This is a genomic window from Candidatus Hydrogenedentota bacterium (genome assembly GCA_035450225.1).
In the GTDB taxonomy this organism is placed as follows: domain Bacteria; phylum Hydrogenedentota; class Hydrogenedentia; order Hydrogenedentales; family SLHB01; genus DSVR01.
The window spans coordinates 1-22,568 of record DAOTMJ010000032.1 but is presented as its reverse complement, the minus strand read 5'-3'; the positions used below and the strand labels follow the sequence as shown (position 1 = coordinate 22,568).

Genomic DNA, 22,568 nt, shown 5'->3' with positions numbered 1-22,568 from the left:
AAAATCGCTCGATACCAATCAGTCGGAACCTGTGTGTTTCAGCACGCGTTCAAGTTGCTTGCACAATGGCGGCGCTTTGTTTAGCGCGACATCCCAGACAATCTCATAGTCAACACTGAAATATCCGTGGATCAACCGGTTCCGCATACCGGCGATGGCACGCCATTCAATCTCCGGATATCGTGCGCGCAGATCTTCAGGAACAGCCTTTGCCGCTTCACCGATAATCTCGATACTTCGCGCGAAAGCGCGTTTCATGGTTTCATTGGCCTAAAAAATCGTCGTGCGAGATCCGGGCGGTTTCCCGCATGAGGTATTGGGCCTCGTCGAGCATGTGGCGCAGGAACTCAAGCGGCGAGATCGACATATTCGACTTCCTTGAGAATATGCGGGCCGATGTATGGGCTGAGCGATTCGAGTGTCAGGATCTCGACGGGACGGCCCACGAGGTCTTCGAGGAAGACAGCCAGTTGGTAGAAGTTGTCGAAGGTTTTCCGCCCAGACTTGACCACGACGAGGAAATCCACGTCGCTGTCCGCGTTTTGTTCATTGCGGACAAACGAACCGAACAACCCCAAGCGTTCGACGCCGAATCCGGCAATCGTATCGGCATGGCGGTGTAGCGCGTCGAGGATCTGCCGCTTCGACGTCAAGACCGGCGCGCCGGTTCCGGCGATTTTTCCATTCTCCATTGTCCGTTCCTCTGCCGCGGTATATTTCGCCTTCGCTGAACAAAGCATACGCCAGGGGCTGGCGTGACTCAAAATGCGGTTCTTCCGGTTCTTGCGGTCTTCAGACCCGCGTCGGGAATCGGCAGCTTCTTGAGTAGGGATGTGTTCTTTGCAGGGCGCTGCGAATATTCCATTTCCCCGGAGGGGATGTTGTCGCCAATCGAGGTCTTTGAACAAATAGGGAGCGTCTCACGTCATCAGACCGGTCCGGACACGCCAGTTCAACCGAGTCGATAAGATCGCAAGAACCGGCTGAGCCCAAAACGCTATGCGCCCCGTCCGCTCACAAGCGCGAGGCCGATTTCGTTGTTGAGTTCAAAGCCGCGCGAGGTGGGACGCCAAGCGGTCGCTGTTTCCTCGATCAGGCCATGCCCGGCGAGAGCATGCAGAGCAACGCCGAAGTCCGATTCGACCGTATTCCCGAAACGATCCGCGTAAACTCGTTTTGGAAGACCTTCGCGAAGGCGGAGATATTGGATAACGGTTTCGAGACGGATTTCGCGATTCGTCAATCGCAGGTTCTCGATTCGCCGGCCGGGCTCGGCGAGATAGGGATCGAGGTCGTCCGTGTTCCGCGAGCGGACGCCGTCGAGAAACGAATACGCGCCGGGTCCGAATCCGGCGTATTCTTCGTTGTGCCAGTAAATGAGGTTGTGGCGGCATTCACAGCCGGGGCGGGCATAATTTGAAATTTCGTAATGCGCATAGTCTGCAAGGATGGTCTCGGTTTCACGGTATAGCGCCAGCCAGGTCTCGTCGTTCACGGCATCGGCGCGGCGTGCCTCGAACGGTGTGCCTTGTTCGTACGCGAGGCCGTAAGCGGAGACGTGCGTCGGCGCGAAGCGCAGCGCTTCTTCGAGCGTGGCGGTCCACGCTTTGAAGGGCGGTGCGCCGAAGATGAGGTCCATGCTCCAGTTGTCGAAGACGGCCGCCGCGGCTTCGCAGGCTTTGCGCGCTTGGACGGCGTCGTGGCGGCGGCCAAGGTAGCGGAGCACGGCGTCGTCGAAACTCTGCACGCCGATGCTCAGGCGGTTGATCCCCGCGTCGCGCCACGCGCGCGCCCGTTCGGCGTTCACGTCATCCGCGTTGACTTCGAGCGTGATTTCCGGCGCTTCGAGCACAAAACGGTTCCCGATCGCATCAAGTATCCGGCGCAAATCGTCAATCGCAAGCAGCGACGGCGTGCCGCCGCCGCAGAAGATACTGCACGCGGCCTTCGGTCCGTCGAATGCCGCGATCTCGCGGCACAACGCGTCCACAAACGCGGACGGCACGGCGCTCGGCGTCGTCCAGCGGAGGAAATCGCAGTACGGACATCGCGTCCGGCAGAACGGTATGTGCACATAGATGCCGATCATGATGGATCAAGTAGACCCGAAGGCGTGCCGGGGATGCAACCGGGTGACGCCTTTGCCGTTACTGGCGCATGGCCCTGGGTTCCCGCTATGATGCAGCGTGCAATACGGCAAGGGACGCGGCGTATCGCGTGGACGAAGGGAGGATGTTGAATGACCTTTCGCGAGTTGAACTTGCGCATCTTCCGGCGCGAGCCGGTGGATCGTGTGCTTTGGCAGCCGCGGATCGAGCATTGGTACCACACGCGGCGCAACGAGGGCACGCTGCCGGAACGGTACCGAGACATGTCGCTGCTCGAAGTCTTCGACGACCTCGGCTGCTCGGTGCGCCCGTACTGGGCGTTCAACGAGGCCCAGCGATACGATCCGCCGGAACAATGGCGGCGCGAGGAAACCAGTGACGGGCCGCTGACCACGGTGGTCGAGCATACGCCCGTGGGCAAACTGGTGTCGGTATTCGAGCGGACTTCCATCGCGCATCACACGCGCAAGTATCCCGTCGAGACGCCGGACGACATGCGCGTGATGGAATGGATCGTCCAGCATCGCGGCGCGCGGTTCGACATGGAGGCGTATACGCGCGCCTGCGACATTATCGGCGAACGCGGCGCGCCGGCCATTTTCATTCCCCGCATCAACATCATGCGCATCATGATCGAATACATGGGATTCGAGAACGGAACGACCGCGCTGTACTTGTATCCCCGCGAAATGGAGCATTTCATCGCCGTCATCAACGAGGCCGACACGCCTATGCTCGAAATGATCGCGGCGTGCCCCGTCGAGATCGTCAATTTCGGCGACAACGTCCATCAGGTACTGTGTTCGCCACCGATATTCGAGCGGTTCGTTCTGCCGGAATACGTTCGCCGCAACGAAATCCTGCACAAGGCGGGAAAGAAAACCTATCCACACTGGGATGGCGACTGCAAGCAACTGCTGCCGTACGCGCTCGATTGCGGATTCGACGGTTACGAAGCCATCACACCCGTTCCGCAAGGCGACGTAACGCTCGAGGAAATCCGCGACGCGCTTGGCGATCGGATCATGATTGACGGGGTGCCCTGCACGGATTTCCTGCCCTCGGAACCCATCGAAAGCCTCATTTCAAACACACGGAAGTGTATCGAGTACTTCGCGCCGAATCTGGTGCTCGGCATATCCGACGAGATCTCGCCCGTCGGCGACATTGAACGCGTCCGCAGGGTCGCTGAAATCTGCGCCGAATACAACGGACGCATAGGGTCGTAGGCGTCCGCGATCACCCGATCCATGCGCAAAGCGTCTGGAAAACCGGCGGAAATCCTCGCCGGTTACGGGGTCATCGCGGCAAGACCGCCCTGGGACACGGTCACCACGTGAATGACAAACCGGGCCTGGTTGGAGGCGGGGATGTCCGTTTCGATGGAAACGTTCGTAATGACTTGAGGCAGGACGCTTCCTTCCGGCGGCGGAACGACGATAAGTTTCACGGTAACCTGCTCCGGAAACGATTCCGCCACGGCGACACGCGGCCGTTTTACGCAATACCCCGGCGTGGGAAAGGCGAATTCACCTTCTAGACGCCAATTCGCGTCCGTAAGCCGGTCCTTTGTCAGCGATCCCCTGAATCCGTACGGGCCTTCAAGTCCATACCCGAACCGCCCTGAAAACGGGATCATTTGCACAAGAGTATCGTCGGTTACGACGCCCGGGCATCCCGCGGCCAGCCACGCCGCGCCAACACACGAAATACCCGCCAACACCCATGTACAGATTCCACGCACGATCCATCCCTTTGCCTTGCGGCCAGTGGCCGGAATGCGTTTGTCTCACGTCCGCAAGACAGGCCGTCCAGCCGCCTTGCCCATGCGGAGCGATGTTCCCGTCCGTACGCCGGACGGGCTATTTTTCGGCGGCCGCCCCGCCCGGAATAGGGACGAATGCGGCAATCAACCGATCGGCGGACAGGCCTTCCATTCGGATCTTCGGATCATGCACCAGTTTGTTGATCCGGTAATGGACCGTCTGCGGCGGGCCGCCGTGAATCTGGACCGCAATCAGTCCCGACCGTTCGCCGTCCGGATCCAGAAACGCCACGCCGGGCGTGCCGTTGATGGCCGTCCAAATCACGGGGCCGACAGCGAGGATTTCGTAGCGATTCCAGTCGCCGGGCTTGACAGCCTTCTCGGCGCGATCGGTCCAATCCAGTTTCCCGCGGCCGTGTTCATGATAGAGCCGGCCCCACACGTCCTGGCCGACGTCGGCCTGATAACCGAGCGCCTGGCCGTATTCGTCAATCCTCTTCGAACGGAATTGGATGCCGGCGTTGGCCGTGTTTGGTTCAAGTTTGACGTCGAGGGCCAGATAGAAGTCGCGAACTTCGATGTTGGACCAAAGGAATTCGTTTCGCGGAATGGGTTCGCTGCTGTGGCCGACGATGGCGCCATCCTCACAGCGCCAGTATTTTTCATTGCCCTGCCAGCCGGACAGATCCTTGCCATTGAAAAAGGCCGTGTCGTCCCGCGCGGACCTGCCGAGGCTCTTGGCGATGGCGATGGCGGCCTGGGTCGCCTCCGCTTTCACCGATTCGTCGCCGAGTTGCGCGAGCACCAAAGCCAGCGCATCGGGACTGGACACTTCCGCCAAGCCGCCGAGCACGGTCTTTTTCTCGTCGGCCGACCCCGCGTAACTCAATAACGCTTCGCAGTGGGCATGCAATTCGGCGGCTGTTGCATTGCTTTGTCCCAGCAAACGAACGGCGCCGCGCAACGCGAGCACTTTTATCGTCGCATCGGGAGAAGTCTTGGCCAATTCCATCACCGCGTCGAGGGCATCGGCCGACGGCCACGCGCACAAGGTGCGCAATGCGGTTTCCTTGATGGCCTCGTCGTCCGCTGTGGCGGCGGCTCGCACGATTGCGAGAGCTTTGGGGCTGCCCGTTATCCCCAACAGACGCAACGCAGCCAATTTTGCCATGCCCTGAGCCTTGTCGAACGCGGAACAGTACGCATCCACAATGGAAGCCGGCGCGGACGCAACCGTCAATTTCAGCGTTTCGCCCTCGGAAACAGTCTTGGAAAGAGGGATCTCGTTTTCGAGGTATTCGACCCGGAGCGCCTTCACGCGGCCCGGCGCGGGATCGCCCGCAAGGTCGTTTGACGCGACAATCGAAGGCATTCCCGAATCAACGAGCGCTTTCACCTTGTCCGTCACGTCCGCCAAGGGGCCGTCGGGCAGTACGCCATAGATCGCCTTTTGCACGCTGACGGCGCCGGGCATGCGTTTCTGTCTTTCACAGAGCGACCCCAGCGCCGATTCGGCGGCCTGCATCTCCGGCGCGGAACGTCCTTCCAGCAGGATTGCCAGCAGAAAATCCATTTCTCCTATGCCGCCGCGATCCTTCAATGCCTTTAGGGCCGCCACGCGGACGCTTTCATCGGCATCGGTCTTGGCCGCCTTTGCCAAGAGGGGAACGGGATTGTCGAGTCCGCCGCCGCCAATCAATTCAATGGCCGCGCGGCGAATGGCGGGATCGGCGTTGTCAACCATCGCCTGCAGTGCGGCGTCGGCTTCCTGGCCTGGAAAATAACTTAGCGAGTTGCGGGCCACCTTGGCCAATTCGGCGTCCTCGCCGGAAGCCAATTGTTCCATCAAGGCAAGTGCGGGCGTGTAACCCATGCGCGTCAAGGCGCGGATCGCGGCCGCTCGTACCTCGACAGGGCCGTCCTTGGCTTCGGTCATCGCCGCCGGACCTGCCGCCATGCCGCCGCGCTCGCCAAGCAGGTCAAGGAAGGGCAATTTCCTCTCCGGAGGCAGAGCCGGCAAGAGACCGGCCAGCGCAAGCGTCACGCCGTCGTCCCGGCCCATCTCCCGCGCAACACGCAAGGCCGCCTCGAACCGTTTTACGTCTTCGCCGCGCAACGCCTCGAGCAGCAACGGAAGTCCCTGTTCGGCGCCACGGACAAGCACCAGACCCCGAAGCGCCGCCGCGTAAACCGGCGCCGGGGCGTTTTGAACGTTGGCCATCCGTTCGTAGAGGGCCGCGGCACGGTCGCGATCGCCCTTGGCCGCCAGTTTTTCAGCGCAACCGCACAGGGCGTCGCAAAACGGCAGCAGGTTATTGGGAGGAAGGCCGGCCTGCGCGACCGCCTCCTCGATGCCCTTGACGGCTTCGGGCGTGGCAATAGCCGCGAGCGACCCGGCCGCCGCCTGAGCCACCGAAGCATCGGTGTCGGCGAGCAACGCGATCAGCGCCGGCACAGCCTGTTCGTCCTTACGGATGCCCAACGAACTGATGACGCCCACCCGGAGTTTGCCGGCGGTTTTTCCCAAAGCATCCCGCAGCGCGGCGCCGGCTTCGGGAAACGGCATCCCTTCAAGGGCATACCGGGCGATGTGCGAGAGTTTCTCGTCGGTCAGCATGGGCGCGAGAATAGGCACGCAATCCGGACCGCCCTTGTACGAAAGCACACGACATGCCTCCGCTTTCTGTTCGAGCGACGCATCGGATTTCAGAACGGTTATCGGATCGGCCTCTTGGGCCGTACAGGCGACGGACAGGATGGACAGGCCCGCCAGTACAACAAGCGCAATGGACTTCCGCATGACGTAATGTGCTCCTTCCTTCAATGGGGGATTTAGATAACCCACGGTTCGCGCTGGGCGCGTGCGCGCAGGCGGTTGGCCTCGTCATCGTTGATGAACGCCTCGGCCACGGGATCGTATTCAAGGTCGCGGCCAAGCCACATGCAAATGTTCGCGGCATGCACCGTGCTCATCGATCGGTGCATGACGGAGGGATTGGCAACCGGTTGTTCGCGGGATTTCACGCAATCGAGGAAATTGCGCATGTGGTCGAGGGATCGCCCTGTGCGCGCCACATATTCGCCCACCACTTTCTTGTAGTCCGCCAACAATTCGGGCGAGGATGCCTCGGCCATCGAATAGCCGTCCGCGGCGGCCACCCATCCGGCTTCGCCGTCGAAGCGTTCGCCGCACGATCCATGCCAGTACTTGTCGCCGCGCGAAAGGACCATCTTCTGGCCGTTCGCGAAGGTGCAGACCATGCCGTCGCCCGAATCGTTGTCCACGTATTCGTACTTGATGGGCGAGGTGTCGCCGGCATTGAGCCCCGCCTGCGCCTGGGCGAACGTGTGGGCGCCCCACTCGCCGATGCAACTCGTGTGAAAATCGTAGTAGCCGCGCCAGCCGCCCTTGACGTATTCCATGTTGAACGGCCGCCACGGGCACGGTCCCAGCCAGATATCCCAGTCCACATCGTCGGGAGACGGCTGTTCTTGGGCCGGCTTCCAGTCGTTGTGCATTTTGGCGGCGTCCCACGGGGCGATGTGGGCGTACGCGGTATGCACCTTGCCGAGACGGCCCGTGCGCGCCATTTCGATGGCGAATACATGGTTGGCTTCGCTGAGACGCTGCGTGCCGGTCTGATAGACGCGCCCGTACCGTTTTGCGGTTTCGACGACCGCCTGGCCTTCCGCGATCGTCATGGTCGAGGGTTTCTCGGTAAAAACATCCTTGCCGGCGCGCATGGCGCGAATCGAGGCCTGGGCGTGCCAATGGTCGCCCGTGGCAATCAACACCGCGTCAATGTCGGGGCGTTCCACAAGAAACTCGCGGATGTCGCGGTACATCGCGCAATCCTTGTTGCCGTAATAATTGTCCACAAACTCCTTTACGGCGAGACGCTGCTGCTTCCAGATGTCGCAGATGGCGAGAACCTGCACATCCTCGTTGCTGATCATCCACTTCAGGTCGCCGAAGCCCCGGCCGTGAATGCCGATGCCCGCCGCCGTGATGCGTTCCGACGGCGCCGTCGCGCCGCCGCGGCCCAGCACCGACGCCGGCACAATCATCGGCGCCGCCACGGCCGCCGCCGCGCCCGACAAAAAACTCCTACGGGACATTTTCCTGCTCACGTGCTTTTCCTCCTCATGCGATATGTTGGGACTGTCTCTCCGTTCGTGCATGCACGCGCACGAACTAGAAGGTTATTCCCTCCTGTTTTCAAACCAAACGGGGCCGCCCCATTTGCCGGTCACGACGATGTCCGCGTCGCCGTCGCCGTCGAGATCCGGCGCCAGGATATTCACGCCGGAACCGATGCCTTGATCGTACGAAACCACGTGCTTATTCCAAATCGGGGCGGGTTGCCGCGTCAATTCGTACCAGTAAACGCCCAGCGGCTCGAATGCGCCGGGATCGCCGCCGTTATGCGCCATGAAGCGCTTTCCGGTCACCAAATCGAGGTCGCCATCGCCGTCGAAATCGGCCAGCGCGAGACTGTGGGCCTGCGACCATGAATCGTCAATGAGATGCTGCGTCCAGGCGGTTTCCCCGTCTTTCTTCGCCTGTTCGTACCAGAAGATGCCGTAATCGTGCGCCGCGCTGCAGATGAGGTCGGCCAGACCGTCGGCGTTCACGTCGTAGACAAGGATCTGCGCGGTGTCGCACGGCTTGCCGTCTTTCTGCCTACCGAGGTCGAGCGGATGTTCCTTCCAATCGCCCGCGCGCGGGTCGGCCGGCGCCTCGAACCATGCATCGGGCCGCAGGACGTCCGGGCGGCCGTCGCCGTTGATGTCGCCGCAGCCCGCGCCCCACGTCATCGCCTTCTCCGAAATCACGTGCTTGACGGTCCCGCGCTTGCCGTCGGGCAAAAGGCATGCTTCATACCAGATCGTGGCGGCCACAGTGGGCAGTATTTCGAGCGTTTTCCCGTCGCCGTCCACGTCGCAGAGTTCGCCGGACTCGTAATGGCCGTTTTCCTCGATGAGAACGCGTTCCCACGGCCCGCCGTCCGGTCCCGGATTCCGGAGCCATTCCGCCTTCTTGGCAAACCACGTGCAGCGGGCCACGTCCAGCCGGCCATCGCCATCCACGTCGAGCGGGAGGTTCATGAAATCGTCGCGGTAGCCTTTGCCGCTTTCGTCCACATCCCCCTGCATATCGCAAATCCGATGTGCTTTGAATTCCGGCGCGAGATAGAGATACGGCAATGCCACGATATCCAGTTTACTGTCGTTGTTGAAGTCGCCCACCCCGCACGCCTCGCCCCGGTACGTTCCCACGCGGTGCATGCGAAACGAGACGCTTTCATGCGCGGCGCCCGACACCGATGCCTCCGGCGCACCCAAAAGGCTGGCACATGCCCATGCCATCCAAACACAACCAACCATCACCGGTCCTCGACAGTATGTCATCTATCGGTTTCGACGCTTCACCCGTTCCGGGCACGCGCGTGAACGGCTACAATACCCCCCCCGCCGGCCCAATTCAAGTGAAAACACGGAATCCGCAAACGAGACTTGTCCGGCGTATCCGGATACGGTTCGAGCTTGAGCGCGCCCGCATCCATGCACGGCGGCGGATGGGCCGATGGAAGCGCAAAAAACGGCCATGCGCCACGCCATGCGGCCAAATCGTCACGAAATCGCCAGGGCGGTCATCGTGCCTGCAATTTTTTGGCGGCGGCGATCGATCCGATGTACTTGTTCATTCCGATTTTGTATTCGAGGATCGGGTTCGGCTTGCCGGTTTCCTTCTCGCGTTTCTTGATCCAGGCGTTCATGCGGTTGCGCATGAACCGGACCACGTCTTTCTCTTTCTCGGCCAAATTGACGTTCTCTTCCGGATCCTCGATAAGGTTGTACAATTCGATCTTCGGTTTGTGATGGAAGTCGGGTTCCAGCGCCTGAAAGAATTTCCAATGCGGCGTGCGCCAGCCGTGCTTGCGCATCCACGTGCATTCGGTGATGTAAAACTCCGATCGCGGGCTATTCGCGGTCTTTGTGAAGTACGGGACCGTCGAAACGCCGTCGAATTTCACGCCCTTGGCGAATTTCTGAAGGCCGCAGACTTCGAGCACGGTCGGCATGAGGTCTTCGTGGAGCGAATAGGTCTTGCTGCGGACGCCCTGCGGGACGCGGCCCGGCCAGTAGTAAACCAGCGGAACGACCAGCGTCGGCTCGTACAGGCCGTGGTGATCGAAGTGGATATCGTGATCGTAAAGCGTTTCGCCGTGGTCGCCCGTGATGACGATCAGCGTTTCATCCATCCGGCCGAGTTCTTCCAGCCGCGTGATGATGCGCTGGCAACAGGCGTCCATATAGGCGATTTCGCCGTCGTACTGCGCGATGACATAGTCCTTGTCCGTGCAGCCGGGCGGCATCCACGAGCGATGGAAGTCGCGGAACGGCTTGAACTCGAAGACCGGTTTCATCGTGTTGACGCGCTTGTCGCAGGGATCCTTCGAGTAGAATATCTGATCGTACGGCGCGGGCGGCAGATACGGCGCGTGCGGATCCATGTGGCGCAGGAAGAGCAGATAGGGTTTGCCGCTCTTGTGCATCTTTTCCAGCGCGGGGATAGCCACGGCGTTCAGGTTCTCGGCCTTGCGCGCGGGACGATCCTCCCACGCCGGCCAGCCCTCGAAGGTCAGGTATTGATCGAAGCCCCGATAAAATCCGCCGTCGAATCCGACGCAGGTCGAAATATACCCCGCCTTGCGCAGGATTTCGGGCAACGTCGGCTGTTTCTTGTCAAGCGGACCCTTTGGGCTGAGCGAAACCATGCGCGTCGAGAACACGTCCCGACCCGTCAGGATGCTCGAATACGCCGGCGTCGTCGGGATGTACGCGCTGAACGCATTTTCGACCAGCGTGCCTTTCGCGGCCAGTTGGTCCAGATACGGCGTCGTCAGGCGCGGGTATCCGTAGCAACTCATGTGATCCCGCCGGATGCTGTCAATCGCGAAAATAACAATGTTTGGATGTCTAGCGGCCATGCAATTTCTCCTTCATTAGGCTTTAGGCTATAGGCGCGAGGCGCAAGGCCACCCGTTTCAAATAGCGTGTCGAGGTTTATGGATTCGCGTGTTCCGCATCCCGCGATTGCCGGAGCGTTTTTTCGGGCCTCTGACCGCCTTTCGATTCTCGTGCCTTGAGCTTTGCTCCTTGAACCTGTTGTTATCTTCCGCCACACGCCTTGAGGCAGGCGTTCAAATAGCCGTAACTTTCCGCGGCGATAATGGCGCAGCGGCTCAGTTCGTATTCGCCCGCGCCGATGATTTCGAGGTTGACCGGCCCGTCGAATTTCGATTCGACGAGCACCTTGCAATACCCCATCAAATCAATCTCGCCGCGTCCGCAGGCCTGCATTTCCGGCGCGCCCGGACTCGGCCCCGGTCCCTTGCAGTCGCGGATATGGACGTGTTTGACGCGCGAGATGACTTGCCGGAGCGCGTCCTTCGGCACTTCGCCGCCGCGATGGATGTGGCTCGGATCCATGTCTATGCCGAAGGCGGGCGAGGCGATTTTCGCCATCGCCACGATCGTCGTCGGCGTGTTCCAGATAGCCGCGCCCACGTGCGCTTTCACGCACAGTTTCACGCCGAACGGTTCGGCCTTCTCCGCCATTTTGGCAAGGATATCAATGGTTTTCGACAAGTCTTCCGGGTTGTCCTTGGATCCGCCCGGGCCGACGTTCACGACCGGAATGCCAATCTCGGCGCCCGCTTCGTATGCCAGCATCAACCGGTTTTCATCCAATCCGCCCTCTTCCATCGCCGTAATCGGCAATTCGAGGTCCTGTGAAATGGCCTTGATGTCCGCCGCGTCCTTCTTCCACGTGTCCAGGCACAGATGCTCGCACATGCCCTTCAACGCCGAGATCTCCGCCGCGTCGTATCCGGCCCATTTGATGTGTTGCATGGCCGTACGGAAATCGTGCTTGCCGAACAGCACGGTGTTCACGCCCAGTTTGATCATGAAGTCCTTCTCTCCTTCCTGTACATCAACGCCCCAGCCCAAAGCCGTCAGCAGGCGCCATTCCATTTTTCACTCTGCCATGACTATACCGATAATCCACGAACATCGTCAAAGAAGTCCGTGCAATCTGTCCTAAGGGTCAATCGTGGCCGCGGCCAATCAACGGCAAGACCGCCGGCGCATTTTGCCCGCCGACACACAACTTACATTTTCCGATAGACCAGCAGCCGCGATCCCGGCTTCTGGGCGACGCGCAGTTCGATTCCGTTTTCGGCGAGGTCCTTGCCGGCATGTCGGACCGTTTCCCCGGTGTCGAGATCCCGGAACTCGTATTCGGCGCTCTCATCCAGGCCATGAAGCGTGGGCATCATGACCGAGAACGGGCTTTCGCTTCTTCTGAGGGCAAGCACCATGCCCTCTTCAAGGTCGGATCGGTGGAATTGCCACGCCGACCACGTGTCCTGCGCGAGCGAGAAGGACAGCAGCGGATAGAAGTCGCCCAAGAAGTACTTGCGGACGGTTTGCAGATCGCCGAGCATTTTGCGCAGCCAATCCGTTGAGAAATGCTTCCGCACGTCCTGTTCGAAATCGTACATAATCATGACAATGCCGGGGCCGAGCGCGCTGCGGAATGTGTAGGTGTCTTCGCGATCGCAGCAACCGAGGCTCAACGGAACCCAGAGGCCGAGCGCCTGCGTTTGCGCTTGCACGCCCGTAATGCCGAAACCCGGCCAGCACTGCACGTCGCTGCGCCAGAGCGGCATGCTGCGCGAAATCATTTCCAGATCGATTCGGCGGCCGCCGCTCGAACAGTTGTCAATGAGCAGGTCCGGAAAGCGTTGCCGCAATTCGTCCCACATCGCATACAAACCGGTAATATGCTTGATCTCGCTCATGCCAACGCGGTCGGGCGCGTCGGCCGCATCCCAGAACGGGCGCGGGTCCATGTTGAAGTCCTGCCGGTAGCAGCCGATCCGGCCTTCGGTGATAAGCGCGGCGAGATGCTCCGTCAACATCTTGCGTGCCTCGGGATTGCCGAGGTCGAGCAGACTGTTGTCCCCGATCGGCCCCAGCATGAGTTCGGGATGTTCACGCTGCCATTTCGTGCCCTTGAACACACGTTCCGGTTCAAGCCACAGCAGAAAGCCGAGGCCCATGTCGTTCAACGCCTGTCCAAGCGGCTTCAACCCTTCCGGAAAGTACCCGGGATTCGCATGCCAATCGCCCACGAAACGTCCCCAACCGCTGTTGAAGACATTCGCGCCCTCTTTCGCCTCGTCGTCGCCGAACCAGCCCGCATCCACCCAAAGGTACTCCATCGGCAACTTGTTTTCGACCCACCACTGCCCGTGTTCGATGTGTTTCTTGATGAAATTGCCGCCCCACGTCGCATTGCATATCGGCGCCTGCGCCGGCTTGCCGCCGACCGTCGGCGAGTGGTGGGTGAGGATGAATTGCCGCAGCAGGTTGTGGCCGCGCATCCGATCGCCGTTCCAGAACAGAAGCATAATGCGGGGCGTGCGGATTTCCTCGCCGGGCAGGAGTTTCAGATGCGTCCGCTTCATGCCCGCGCGCACGCGGACCTCCGCATCGGTTCGATGGAACGACGCCGCCCAGTCGCCCGTCCAACCGATGGCCCCGATGACGCCGTGCGCGCCCATGTCGAGATTGAAGAACGGCAACGCGCCGCAGGAAGACCGTCCGCCTTGCGATTCGATGCGAAACGGATTGCCCTCGCCGATCCACGGTGCTTGCGGTTGATCGCCCGTCGGACCGAGCGGGGTAAGCAGCGGCGCGAAATCGTCCATGCGGCAATCGCTGCCTTTCGCATGATGAAGGCGCACCTCCTCCGCCCGCAGGGAAACGAAGCCGGCGTCTATCGGCAGAATGTCCGAAATGATCGGCGTGTCGGCGTCTCCGGCGTTTTTGAGGTACAGGACCCATTCGACGGCCGGGAAATCCTTGTATTCCGTCACGCAGCATCGAATGACCAGCCCCGATACCGGGGCGGAGATCGTCAGAACGCGTTCGATGCGATCCGGCGCACTCTCATCGTTCGTCCTTTCCGTTTTCCAGGCAATCGCGACTTCGCCGATGGGACGCCCCCCGTACTGGAACGACAACACCCGGCTCGGATCGCCGCCGAGAAGATTCGCGGTCCAGTCGCGCATCGCCGCCATCTCTTCCGGCAACGCCGCCGCTGCACATGCGCATGGAATCAACAAGACGCCAGTCGCCACAATCATAAACATCAGCAAGAAGGTGTCCATTGAACGTCTCCCATAGTTTCAATATAGCCCTGCTCCGCCTTCCGCGAAAACGGCCGATTGACCTCCAGCGGAACACCTCACGGTTTCGTGCGGAGGTTTTCAAAGACGGCGAGGAGTTTTTTCTCCTCGGTTTCCCAGTTGTAGCGCGTTTCGACGCTGCGCCGTCCGTTGGCGCCGAGTCGCCGGGCTTCCTCGGGATTTTCGATCAGGCGGATGATGGCTTCCGCGATGGCCCCGGGATTGGTGACGTCAATCAGCAGCCCGCATTGGGCTTCCTCGACGACATGCCGGATCTCGACGGCGTAATCGGGAGCGATGACGGGCACGCCCTCGCGCATATAATCGAACATCTTGTGCGGCATGCCCAGCGTGTGTTGCAGTCCGACCGGCTGGAACAGGATCAGGCCGATGCGCGACGCGGCGATATAGGCCGGCACCTGCTGAAACGGAACGGGCGGGAGCAGTTCGATGTGGCGATCCATGCCGCTGGCCCGCAGCGCTTCCCGGTAGGCGGCCTCGTCCCCGTACAGGTAATCGCCAAGACAAATGCACACGATGTCCGGAATCTTTCCTGCCACGAGTTTCATCGCATCGAGCAACTGGTACGATCCGCGCGCGTCGCCGAATATGCCCTGGTGGATGATAACCGTGCGATTCGCATAGCGCGAGCGGATGCCTTCGGGAATTTCCGCGCAGGGCGGTTGGAGATGGTTGGTGTTCAGGACGACCGTGGCCGGCGTGGGCAGCCCGGCGAAATCCGCGCGCAGGCACTCCTTGGTCAGAATCAGCGCGTCGGTCATGCGCGCCATGCCGCGCATGGCTTTCAGCGTCGCCCATACGACCGCGCGTTCCATCGCCTTGGGAAACAGCCGCGCGAAAAGTGTGGGAAAGTATTCGTGGACGTCGAAAACAATCTTCCGTCCGGTCGCCAACTTGATGAGCAGCGCCGATACCCACGATTCCGGCTCGACGCTCATGTACACGTCCGCGCGTTCGCGCCGGCCCATCCATGCCAGACGCAGCGAAGAGACAAACCGGTCGAGGAAGTTCTTCGATACGGGGATGCGCCGGAATTGAACGCCGTCGGCGGAGTCCGGCAGCGGCTGATCGCTTGGAACGATGGATATGACTTCATAGCCTGCCGCCACAAGGCTTTTGGCTTCCTTGTGGAACACGCGCTTGTCGTAGGGTTCGTGAATGGTTTGGAGAATGCAGATTTTCATGAGTCCCCGTCCAGCAACGGGCACGCCCCGATGATCAATGGGCGATCGCGGTCGAGCGCTTCCTTGGTTTTGAGGAACAGCCATGCCGTGTTCACGATGTGCGTGTATTGCGCGGCGAAATCGTAGGGACGTCCCTGAAACACGCTTTCATAGGCTCCGCAGATATTCTCGCGGTGTCCGTGGTGCCGGTAAAAATTGCGCACGATATGCTTCCGGTCAAGCACGTCCGCGCGCAGGCGCTCGAAGTCATCCAACGAAAGGATGCAATTGCCCTTTTGCGCCGAAAAACGCTCGCGGACGCCTTCGAAGGGATAGCCTTTTGCCGAATAGGTAATCACGGCGATGGATCCCTCGTTGAAGCGATACGAGATCGCGATATCCTCGTCCGGCTTCCGGTCACGCACCGGATGGATGGCTATCGGGAATGCGTCGCGCGGCACGAGATGCAGGACGTAATCCGTCCAATGGCAGATATTGCCAAGAACGCGCCCGCCTTCACCTTCGTCGTGATACCAATGATCCTCGTCGAGCAGCATGCCCACGACAAACCAGTTGTAGACGCCCGAACCCGGTTCGCGCGCAAGAAACTCGATAGCGCGCCGACCGAGCCGTCCCACGGGTCGGTTGAAGCCGAGAAAAACCCGTCCCCCGGAACGTTTCATGGCCTTATACAGCCGGGCCAACTGATCTTCGCTTACCACATGCGGTTTTTCGATATAGACGTGCTTGCCCGCATCGAGCGCGCGAATCGCATATTCGGCATGGGTCGCGTGGTTCGACGCGATATAAATCATTTTCAACCGGCCGTCCGCGATGAGTTCTTCGGCGTCGTCCGTGTGATGCGGGATTCGGAAAAATTGTGCAAGCGACGCGGCCCGGTGGGCGTCAATGTCCATGCACGCGCCGATGACGGCCCCGAACCGGCGTTGCAGGTAGTATGCGATGGTCGAGTAACCGTACCGTCCGCACCCGATCAGCCCGACGGATTGGCCCGGAAGCCAGTCGGATCGTTTGGCCGGCAACACCGCAAAACGCCTCTTCATGTGCAGTTCGCTGCGCACCTTGATATAGGTCCGTCCCGGACCGTACAGGCGCGCATAGCGCAGCGTCTTCCTGATTTTAAACCATGCCGGTTGTTGTACGATGTCCATCTGCCCGGACCCAATGTCTTGTGCCGCGATTATACCGATCAATCGCGCGGACAGGCGACTTTTTTTACGACGAGATATAAGGGCCGGATTTCCGGTTACGCCACCCGCGGCAGCCGGATACGCATGAGGGTGCCCTTGCCGGGGGAACTTTCGGCTTCAATCGCGCCGAGGTGGCCCTCGACGATCTTGGCCGCGACGGCGAGGCCGAGTCCCGTGCCTTTTTCCTTTGTCGTGAAGAAGGGGGAAAATATCCTGCCGATATGCCCGGCATCAATGCCGCAGCCCGAATCGCGGATGCACAGCGCCACCCAATCCGCCTCCATGACCGCATCTATCCATACCGATCCGGCGCCTTCGATGCTCTGCACGGCGTTGATCAGCACGTTGAGCAACACCTGCCGCATCTTGTCGGGATCCGCGCGAACACACAGTCCCGGCGCGACATTGTTGTGGAGGGTGACGGGGCGTCCGTCGAGATTGAGGTAGGCCAGCGCGGCGGACACCAGTTCGGCGCAATCCACGGTCCGCAGCCGGATTTCGACCGGCCGCGTATATTCGAGCAATTCGTCCACAACCCGATTGAGGTTGGCCGCGCCCGCCAGAATTTTTTCAACCAATCGCGATCGCGGATCGTCGGCGGGAATGTCGCGCGCGAGCAACGCGGCGAAGCCTCGTATCCCGCCAAGCGGGTTTCGGATTTCATGGGCGACCGTCGCGGCCATTTCGCCGATGGCGGCCAGGCGCTCATTTTGCCGGACCTGTTCCCGCAGTGCTTCAATCTCGGTCAAATCTTGGAACACCTTCACATATCCGATGCATGTGTGGTTGCGGTCGGCGATGGGTTCGTCGCGTTCGGCGACCGGCACGCCCCGGCCGCTTTTGGCCCGCAAACGGCCCGACAGGGCCGTGGGCGCCGCCGAAAACTCGCGGCCTAGGAGTTCATGGAAGGCGCGTCCAACGGCCTCGGCGGCCGTGAAGCCCAACACGTCGCTCGCGGCTCGGTTGAAGGTGGTGATGACGCCTTTGGTGTCAATTGCGATGACGCCGTCGGACATGCTTTCGAGGATGTAGTTGAGGTAATCAATGGTCAGCGCGAGTTCCTGGTTCTTCGCAGCCAATTCGAGGCCGAGTTCGCGCGCCCGCGCCTCGAGGCGCCGATAGGCGTCCTCGAGCGTCTGCGTCGATCGCGTGAACATGTCGAAGGCTTCTTTGAGCGCCTTCACGTCTTCGCCGGGATCAACCATGGCCAAAGCGATCCGATTCTTTGTTTCGCGAGATCATTTCCAGTGTTGTTATTCGGTGTACTACGCTCTTCTATCCACCAGCCATCCGCCGGTATCCTCGACATACTGCCGCCGCAGAAATTCGCGCCCGCGGCCCAGTTCGGCCAGTTGCCGGCCGACGCGCTCTTTTTTCGTTTCGGCTTCCGCGGCCATGCGCCGGTACGCGTCGCTCGCACGTTCCGCCAACGTCCGCACATGATTCGATTGTGCGCGAATATCCGCGCGAACCGCCTCGGAAACCGAAGCGGCCGCGCCGCGCCATTCCTCCATGAGCCGTGCCTGCGCCGATTCCCATTGCGCCTGTTCTTCCATTCGGCGGGCGAGCGTCTGCATGGCGTCCGCCAAGTCGTCGTCATCCAATCGAATGTGTTCCAGTTCCCTGAGAACGTCCTCGAACCATGCCGCCTGCCGCGCCAAATGGCGGCGAACCCGCTCGACAAGGGATGTGTCCGCCATCAGCGACGTCCTCCGGGGGCCGACGCCATCGGCGGAACGGGTTGTCCGCGTGTACGCAGTGCGATGCGGGCGTGAGCGGCCTTGATTTGCGCGTCCCGAACCCATTCCCCGCCCGATGCGGCCACCCGGTCGAAGGCCGCGGCCCCGCCGGCCAGATCGCCCAGTTTCAGCAACGAATTTCCCAGTTGATAGGCCGCCCATGCCGTCGTCGGATCGTTGGCGGTTTCTTCTCCGGACGCCCGCGCATACCAATCCGCGGCCCCTCGATAGTCTTTCTGGTCGTAAAGATGGTCGGCCCAAATTACCGCCAGATGACGAAAATGGGGGGCATCGGCGGGCGTCTCCCGGACTTGCGCCTCGATGGCCGCCAACAGTGCGCCCGCGCGGATGGCATCGTCGCGGGCGGCATATCCGGCCATCAGTTTGCGCTCGATGGCCGGCGTCCGCTGGCCGGGATAATCCGTATAGGCTTTCTCGATGCAGTCGAATGCCCGCTGGGGATTGGCGGGTTCGATCGCCGAGGCCTGCTTCATGAGGAGTTCGCAGGCGGTCTTTTCGGAAATCTTGCCGCGATCCACGCGGTCTGCCACCGCAAGACCCTCGTCAATGGCGCCCGCATCGAACAAAGCCGCCGCCGCCCGCGCCAGAATTTCCGGCTCGTTTGAGAGACCCGCTATCCGGCGATAGATTTCCGCAGTGCGCGTCTTCAATCCAAGACCTTGATACATGTTGGCCATGGAAAACAAGACGGGCAGCCGTTTCGGACCCTCGGACACCGTGGACAGCAGGGTTTCGAGCCTACGAATGCCCTTCGCCGTTTGGCCGCGCGCGCACAAAACCTCGGCCAACTCGATTTCCGCGTCGAGGGCCATGGGCGCGCGGGGAAATTCCAGCAGCAGCCGCGCGTAGGTTTCTTCCGCCTTGGGCAAATCCTCCGCGGCGCGGAAATGGCGCGCCGCATCCAATAAAAGATTCGGATCCTTCATGCCGGCGGATCGCGCGGCCAGGAGCACCTCCGCGGCTTCGCGCTTTTGTCCGTTGGCGGCCAGCAAATTTCCCTGGTTGCGCAATACGGCCGCGTTCCGCGGGTACCGCTGCGCGGCGTCCAACGCGATCTGAACGGCGTCGGATCGCAGCCCCAACTCGTCCAACGTCTGGCTCAATTCGATCATGGCGTCCGGAACGACGTCCGATTGCCCGAAGAACGCCAGAATGTCGTTCAGCCGGCGCCGCGCGTCCTCCAGACGCCCAACGCCCCGGTACGCCCGCGCCAGCAGCCAATACCGTTTTTCATGGCCTTCGGCGCTTTCCGCCGCATTTACGAGCGGCTCCAACAGATGGACGGCGTCGGCGAAGCGGCCCTGTTCGACGAGCGATTGGCCCAGGCGTTCGGCGGCCTGTTTTCCGGCTTGCGAAGAGGGATCGGCCTGTGCGATGCGTGACCAGATCATGCAGGCGTCGCCGGTGCGGTTCAAGGCGGCGTAGGCATCCGCAAGGACCAATTCCGCCTCCGGAACCAATGGCGATTCGGGGTGCTCGTCGAGCAGCCGCCGTGCAAAACGCATGGCGTCCGCCGGCTGGTTCAATGCGACGGCGGCTTTGGCGGCGCCCAGAAAAACGGCGTCGGGATTGGGGATATCCTGAAACCGCGCCAGGATGATTTTGTACATTTCACGCGCCATGGCAATCCGTTGCTCGCGCTCGTAGAGTTGGGCTTTCCATTGATAAATCTCGGCCAGCCTCGGGTGATTGGGGGCGCCGAGAATGAAATCGGTCATGCGCGCGTGCATTGCCTCGATGGACGACGGCACGGCATCGGATCCCAATGATAAAAAGGCCGTGCGAAGCGACTCGAAGGCCTTGTCGGCCTGCGTGCCCGTAAGCGATGGCGCAAGCCCGCCCGGCGATCCCGGAGGAACGGCGCTTGTCCTTTCCTTTGGGGATTCAGTCAAGGCTTCCGGTTCGGGAATCAGCGCGGCAATCCGTTCGATAGGCTCGAACGCCGGTGTGCGCTCCCGGTGAGCCTGCAAATAGGCAAAGGTTGCGGCCGAAACCAATACCGTTACCACTAAGGACGCAACGGCCCGTATCAGATTTCCCCGGATCGAAATGCGCGGCATACGCGGCATGTGCGGCATGCGCGGCATACGGGGACGTTTCACGCCGCGATGCAATTTGCCCTGCCTCTGGGTAATCGACGCTTGCTCCGGCAGGGATTCCGGTCCGGCTTCTTGCGTTCCGGCGCCATGGCCTTGACGCTCCCGCGCCGCTTCCGGTTCCTTTTCCATTTTACGGGGTCTGGCGGGTGTTGCCGGTTCCTGCAACGGCTCGACCATCTTCGGAGGCGGTGCATTTTCATCGCGCGAGGCGGCCATAATCAGCGCGTCTATCATCTCCTGCGACACCGCGTTGTCCGGGTCGGCGGACGCCGAAGCCTCCGGCGCGTCCGGGATAACAGTGTCTATATTGCCACGTTCCGCGCCAACCGCAGATGAACGCGGGGCAAGGGGCATTTCCGACTCCAAGGATTTTTCTGCCCCGGTACGCCCGAGTTCCTCGTTGTTCAGAAGCGCTTCGATATCGTCCTTGGACAAGGACAAGCCCGTTTCGGCGGCATCGCCGGTGCCGGGCTCCTTGGCCTGGGCCTCTTGAACCAGTGCATCGAGCAGGGAAGGATCCAGAAGAAAATCGTCTTCGCGGCTCGCGTCGTTCCGTTCTGTTTCCTCGTTTGCCGGCATCGTTTCGCAGTCAATCCAACCATGGCGCGACCTGTCCCATGCGCCGTTCGACAGGATCATGCGGCCATGGGCAGGCGGCCCTTGTCCCCAAGTGTATCAACCCCTCCTTGGCATTGCCAGTCCGGAAAGATCGCATCCGTGCAGGGGCATCGAATTTTCCAGGAAATCCCGATGGCGGCTTTTCAATCTTCCCTTCGCCGGCCGTGACGCAAAAGCGCCATCTGAAGCGCCATCATCGCGGCGACGAACACGGGCGTGTAGTGAAAGGGCATGGCCATACCGTGGCGTCCGGCCAGGTAGCCGAAAACCAAGCTGCCGGCAAAACCGCCCAGCCCGACGGCGCCTTCATTGATGGCGGCCCGGCGGTGTTTTTGCCCGGTGTCGGCCATACTGTAATAAACGCCCTGAAAAAACGTCACGCCGGCAAAGGCGCCCGTGACAATAAAACAAAGCGACATGACGGCGAGACTGCGGGTCGTTCCCAACGCCCAAAACGCCGCCGCCACCAGCGCCTCGAGTCCCAGCACAAACGCCGCGTTATGATGCCAGCGCCGCGTCCGGCCAAGGATGAAAAAGGAGAGGACGGTCGTCGCGCCGAGCGCGAACGCAAGCCAGGAATATTTTGTGGCGGCATCGGCTGTAAGGATAGCGGCCGGAGCATCCTCCCAGAAAAAACGCAGTTCGCCTGACGCCACGAGTTCGTCAATCCGTTTTGGAAACACGTTGCGCGTGACCGTTGCAAGAACACTGCCGGCGAAGGTCGCGCACCACGCGCTGTACAAGTGCGCCTCGCTCGCGCGATCATGCCCGGCCCGCGCCGCCAGCAGTTCCTCGCTGGCAGGATGGTAATGATCTTTTTCATGGGGAAGGCTTCGAAGAAGCACGGCGCAGACCGCGCAAAGCCCCGTGAGCGCGAAGAAAGGCAGGCGGTAATCGTGATCGAACAGCGGACCCGCCGCCAGCGGACTCAACGCAAAGCCGCAGCTCCATGAGATGTTGAACCACCCCATGCGTTTCGCGCGCAGATGAACGTCCGGCTCGCCGCCGACCCATGCGTGCAGCGCGGGCCACACCAACGCCATCGAGGCCATGGCGATCGTCGCAGTCGCCATGCACACGTGCGGGTTCCGCGACATCGGAAACAGGCACGAAAAAAATCCGAACAGGATCGCGCCCGCGACGGCGAAGATCATGCCGTTCTTCGCGCGCGAGACCAGCCACGCCGACCCGAAGGACGCCAGCGCATAACATACCGCCTGCGCCGCCCCGATCCCGCCCGACATCGCCGCGCCCCCGCCCAGTTGGCTATAAACATAGAACGGCATCGCCGTGATGAAGATCATCACCGCGAAATCAACAAGAAACGCTCCCAGGCAGATTCGTAAGAAAGGTGTGAACATCGCCGGAAAGTCTAGGGGTTCGGTCTTGCGAAATCAACACAGTTGCACACGCCGCAATCCGCGTTCAACGCAAACGCGGCATCCCTGCCGCGTTCAACAAGAGACTGGAAGCCTCTTCCTGGAGTTTCTATATTTTCAGATCGGTCGAATGAGACGGTGTTCGACACGAAGTCCCGGAGGGACGCCTTGAAAATAGC

The 22,568-nt window shown here is 61.1% G+C and carries 16 protein-coding genes and 1 pseudogene; 1 reads left to right on the top strand and 16 read right to left on the bottom strand.

Going from position 1 to position 22,568, the window contains the following annotated elements:
* Positions 1–18: 18 nt before the first annotated feature.
* The 3 genes and pseudogenes from P5540_14995 to hemW form a co-directional block, all read right to left on the bottom strand.
* Positions 19–367, bottom strand: a pseudogene (locus P5540_14995) (DUF86 domain-containing protein).
* Entirely contained in the window at positions 348–692 is a 345-nt protein-coding gene (locus P5540_14990) for a nucleotidyltransferase family protein (protein ID HRT66122.1), read from the bottom strand. The pseudogene P5540_14995 and the gene P5540_14990 overlap by 20 nt, the downstream one beginning before the upstream one ends.
* Positions 693–997: 305 nt before the next feature.
* The gene (hemW, locus tag P5540_14985; protein HRT66121.1) at positions 998–2,089 is read right to left on the bottom strand and encodes a radical SAM family heme chaperone HemW; all 1,092 of its coding nucleotides are present in this window, start codon (positions 2,087–2,089) and stop codon (positions 998–1,000) included.
* A 150-nt stretch (positions 2,090–2,239) separates the two neighbouring features.
* On the opposite strand from hemW, the gene P5540_14980 reads away from it, so the two are divergent.
* Entirely contained in the window at positions 2,240–3,337 is a 1,098-nt protein-coding gene (locus tag P5540_14980; protein HRT66120.1) for a uroporphyrinogen decarboxylase family protein, read from the top strand.
* A gap of 62 nt (positions 3,338–3,399) precedes the next feature.
* On the opposite strand, the gene P5540_14975 is transcribed toward P5540_14980, so the two are convergent.
* The 13 genes from P5540_14975 to P5540_14915 form a co-directional block, all read right to left on the bottom strand.
* Positions 3,400–3,852: a hypothetical protein gene (locus P5540_14975; GenBank protein HRT66119.1), complete on the bottom strand. Its 453-nt coding sequence runs from the start codon at positions 3,850–3,852 to the stop codon at positions 3,400–3,402.
* A gap of 118 nt (positions 3,853–3,970) precedes the next feature.
* On the bottom strand, positions 3,971–6,673 hold the full coding sequence (locus P5540_14970) for a HEAT repeat domain-containing protein (protein HRT66118.1): 2,703 nt from the start codon (positions 6,671–6,673) through the stop codon (positions 3,971–3,973).
* A gap of 32 nt (positions 6,674–6,705) precedes the next feature.
* Entirely contained in the window at positions 6,706–8,004 is a 1,299-nt protein-coding gene (locus P5540_14965) for a Gfo/Idh/MocA family oxidoreductase (protein HRT66117.1), read from the bottom strand.
* A gap of 72 nt (positions 8,005–8,076) precedes the next feature.
* Positions 8,077–9,243, bottom strand: coding sequence for a VCBS repeat-containing protein (locus P5540_14960; GenBank protein ID HRT66116.1), 1,167 nt, complete (start codon positions 9,241–9,243; stop codon positions 8,077–8,079).
* Between the two features lie 284 nt (positions 9,244–9,527).
* Positions 9,528–10,868 carry a sulfatase gene (locus P5540_14955; protein HRT66115.1) on the bottom strand — a complete coding sequence of 447 codons (1,341 nt, stop codon included), beginning with the start codon at positions 10,866–10,868 and terminating at the stop codon, positions 9,528–9,530.
* A 181-nt stretch (positions 10,869–11,049) separates the two neighbouring features.
* Complete coding sequence (locus P5540_14950) at positions 11,050–11,916, bottom strand: sugar phosphate isomerase/epimerase (protein HRT66114.1); 867 nt, start codon at positions 11,914–11,916, stop codon at positions 11,050–11,052.
* Between the two features lie 137 nt (positions 11,917–12,053).
* Positions 12,054–14,120, bottom strand: a complete 2,067-nt coding sequence (locus P5540_14945) for an alpha-galactosidase (GenBank protein ID HRT66113.1) — start codon at positions 14,118–14,120, stop codon at positions 12,054–12,056.
* Between the two features lie 77 nt (positions 14,121–14,197).
* Entirely contained in the window at positions 14,198–15,343 is a 1,146-nt protein-coding gene (locus tag P5540_14940; protein HRT66112.1) for a glycosyltransferase family 4 protein, read from the bottom strand.
* Positions 15,340–16,494, bottom strand: coding sequence for a Gfo/Idh/MocA family oxidoreductase (locus P5540_14935; protein HRT66111.1), 1,155 nt, complete (start codon positions 16,492–16,494; stop codon positions 15,340–15,342). The genes P5540_14940 and P5540_14935 overlap by 4 nt, the downstream gene beginning before the upstream one ends.
* A gap of 95 nt (positions 16,495–16,589) precedes the next feature.
* On the bottom strand, positions 16,590–17,738 hold the full coding sequence (locus P5540_14930) for an ATP-binding protein (protein ID HRT66110.1): 1,149 nt from the start codon (positions 17,736–17,738) through the stop codon (positions 16,590–16,592).
* Positions 17,739–17,798: 60 nt separating this feature from the next.
* Entirely contained in the window at positions 17,799–18,233 is a 435-nt protein-coding gene (locus P5540_14925; GenBank protein HRT66109.1) for a hypothetical protein, read from the bottom strand.
* Positions 18,233–20,971, bottom strand: coding sequence for a tetratricopeptide repeat protein (locus P5540_14920; protein HRT66108.1), 2,739 nt, complete (start codon positions 20,969–20,971; stop codon positions 18,233–18,235). The genes P5540_14925 and P5540_14920 overlap by 1 nt, the downstream gene beginning before the upstream one ends.
* Positions 20,972–21,153: 182 nt before the next feature.
* Positions 21,154–22,371, bottom strand: a complete 1,218-nt coding sequence (locus P5540_14915) for an MFS transporter (protein HRT66107.1) — start codon at positions 22,369–22,371, stop codon at positions 21,154–21,156.
* Positions 22,372–22,568: the final 197 nt, after the last annotated feature.

Coding starts and splice junctions, on each gene's coding strand:
- hemW (HRT66121.1), bottom strand. CDS start 2,089: ATGATCGGCATCTATGTGCACATACCGTTCTGCCGGACGCGATGTCCG.
- P5540_14920 (HRT66108.1), bottom strand. CDS start 20,971: ATGCCGGCAAACGAGGAAACAGAACGGAACGACGCGAGCCGCGAAGAC.
- P5540_14960 (HRT66116.1), bottom strand. CDS start 9,243: ATGGCATGGGCATGTGCCAGCCTTTTGGGTGCGCCGGAGGCATCGGTG.
- P5540_14970 (HRT66118.1), bottom strand. CDS start 6,673: ATGCGGAAGTCCATTGCGCTTGTTGTACTGGCGGGCCTGTCCATCCTG.
- P5540_14930 (HRT66110.1), bottom strand. CDS start 17,738: ATGGTTGATCCCGGCGAAGACGTGAAGGCGCTCAAAGAAGCCTTCGAC.
- P5540_14980 (HRT66120.1), top strand. CDS start 2,240: ATGACCTTTCGCGAGTTGAACTTGCGCATCTTCCGGCGCGAGCCGGTG.
- P5540_14950 (HRT66114.1), bottom strand. CDS start 11,916: ATGGAATGGCGCCTGCTGACGGCTTTGGGCTGGGGCGTTGATGTACAG.
- P5540_14935 (HRT66111.1), bottom strand. CDS start 16,494: ATGGACATCGTACAACAACCGGCATGGTTTAAAATCAGGAAGACGCTG.
- P5540_14990 (HRT66122.1), bottom strand. CDS start 692: ATGGAGAATGGAAAAATCGCCGGAACCGGCGCGCCGGTCTTGACGTCG.
- P5540_14925 (HRT66109.1), bottom strand. CDS start 18,233: ATGGCGGACACATCCCTTGTCGAGCGGGTTCGCCGCCATTTGGCGCGG.
- P5540_14940 (HRT66112.1), bottom strand. CDS start 15,343: ATGAAAATCTGCATTCTCCAAACCATTCACGAACCCTACGACAAGCGC.
- P5540_14915 (HRT66107.1), bottom strand. CDS start 22,371: ATGTTCACACCTTTCTTACGAATCTGCCTGGGAGCGTTTCTTGTTGAT.
- P5540_14945 (HRT66113.1), bottom strand. CDS start 14,120: ATGGACACCTTCTTGCTGATGTTTATGATTGTGGCGACTGGCGTCTTG.
- P5540_14955 (HRT66115.1), bottom strand. CDS start 10,868: ATGGCCGCTAGACATCCAAACATTGTTATTTTCGCGATTGACAGCATC.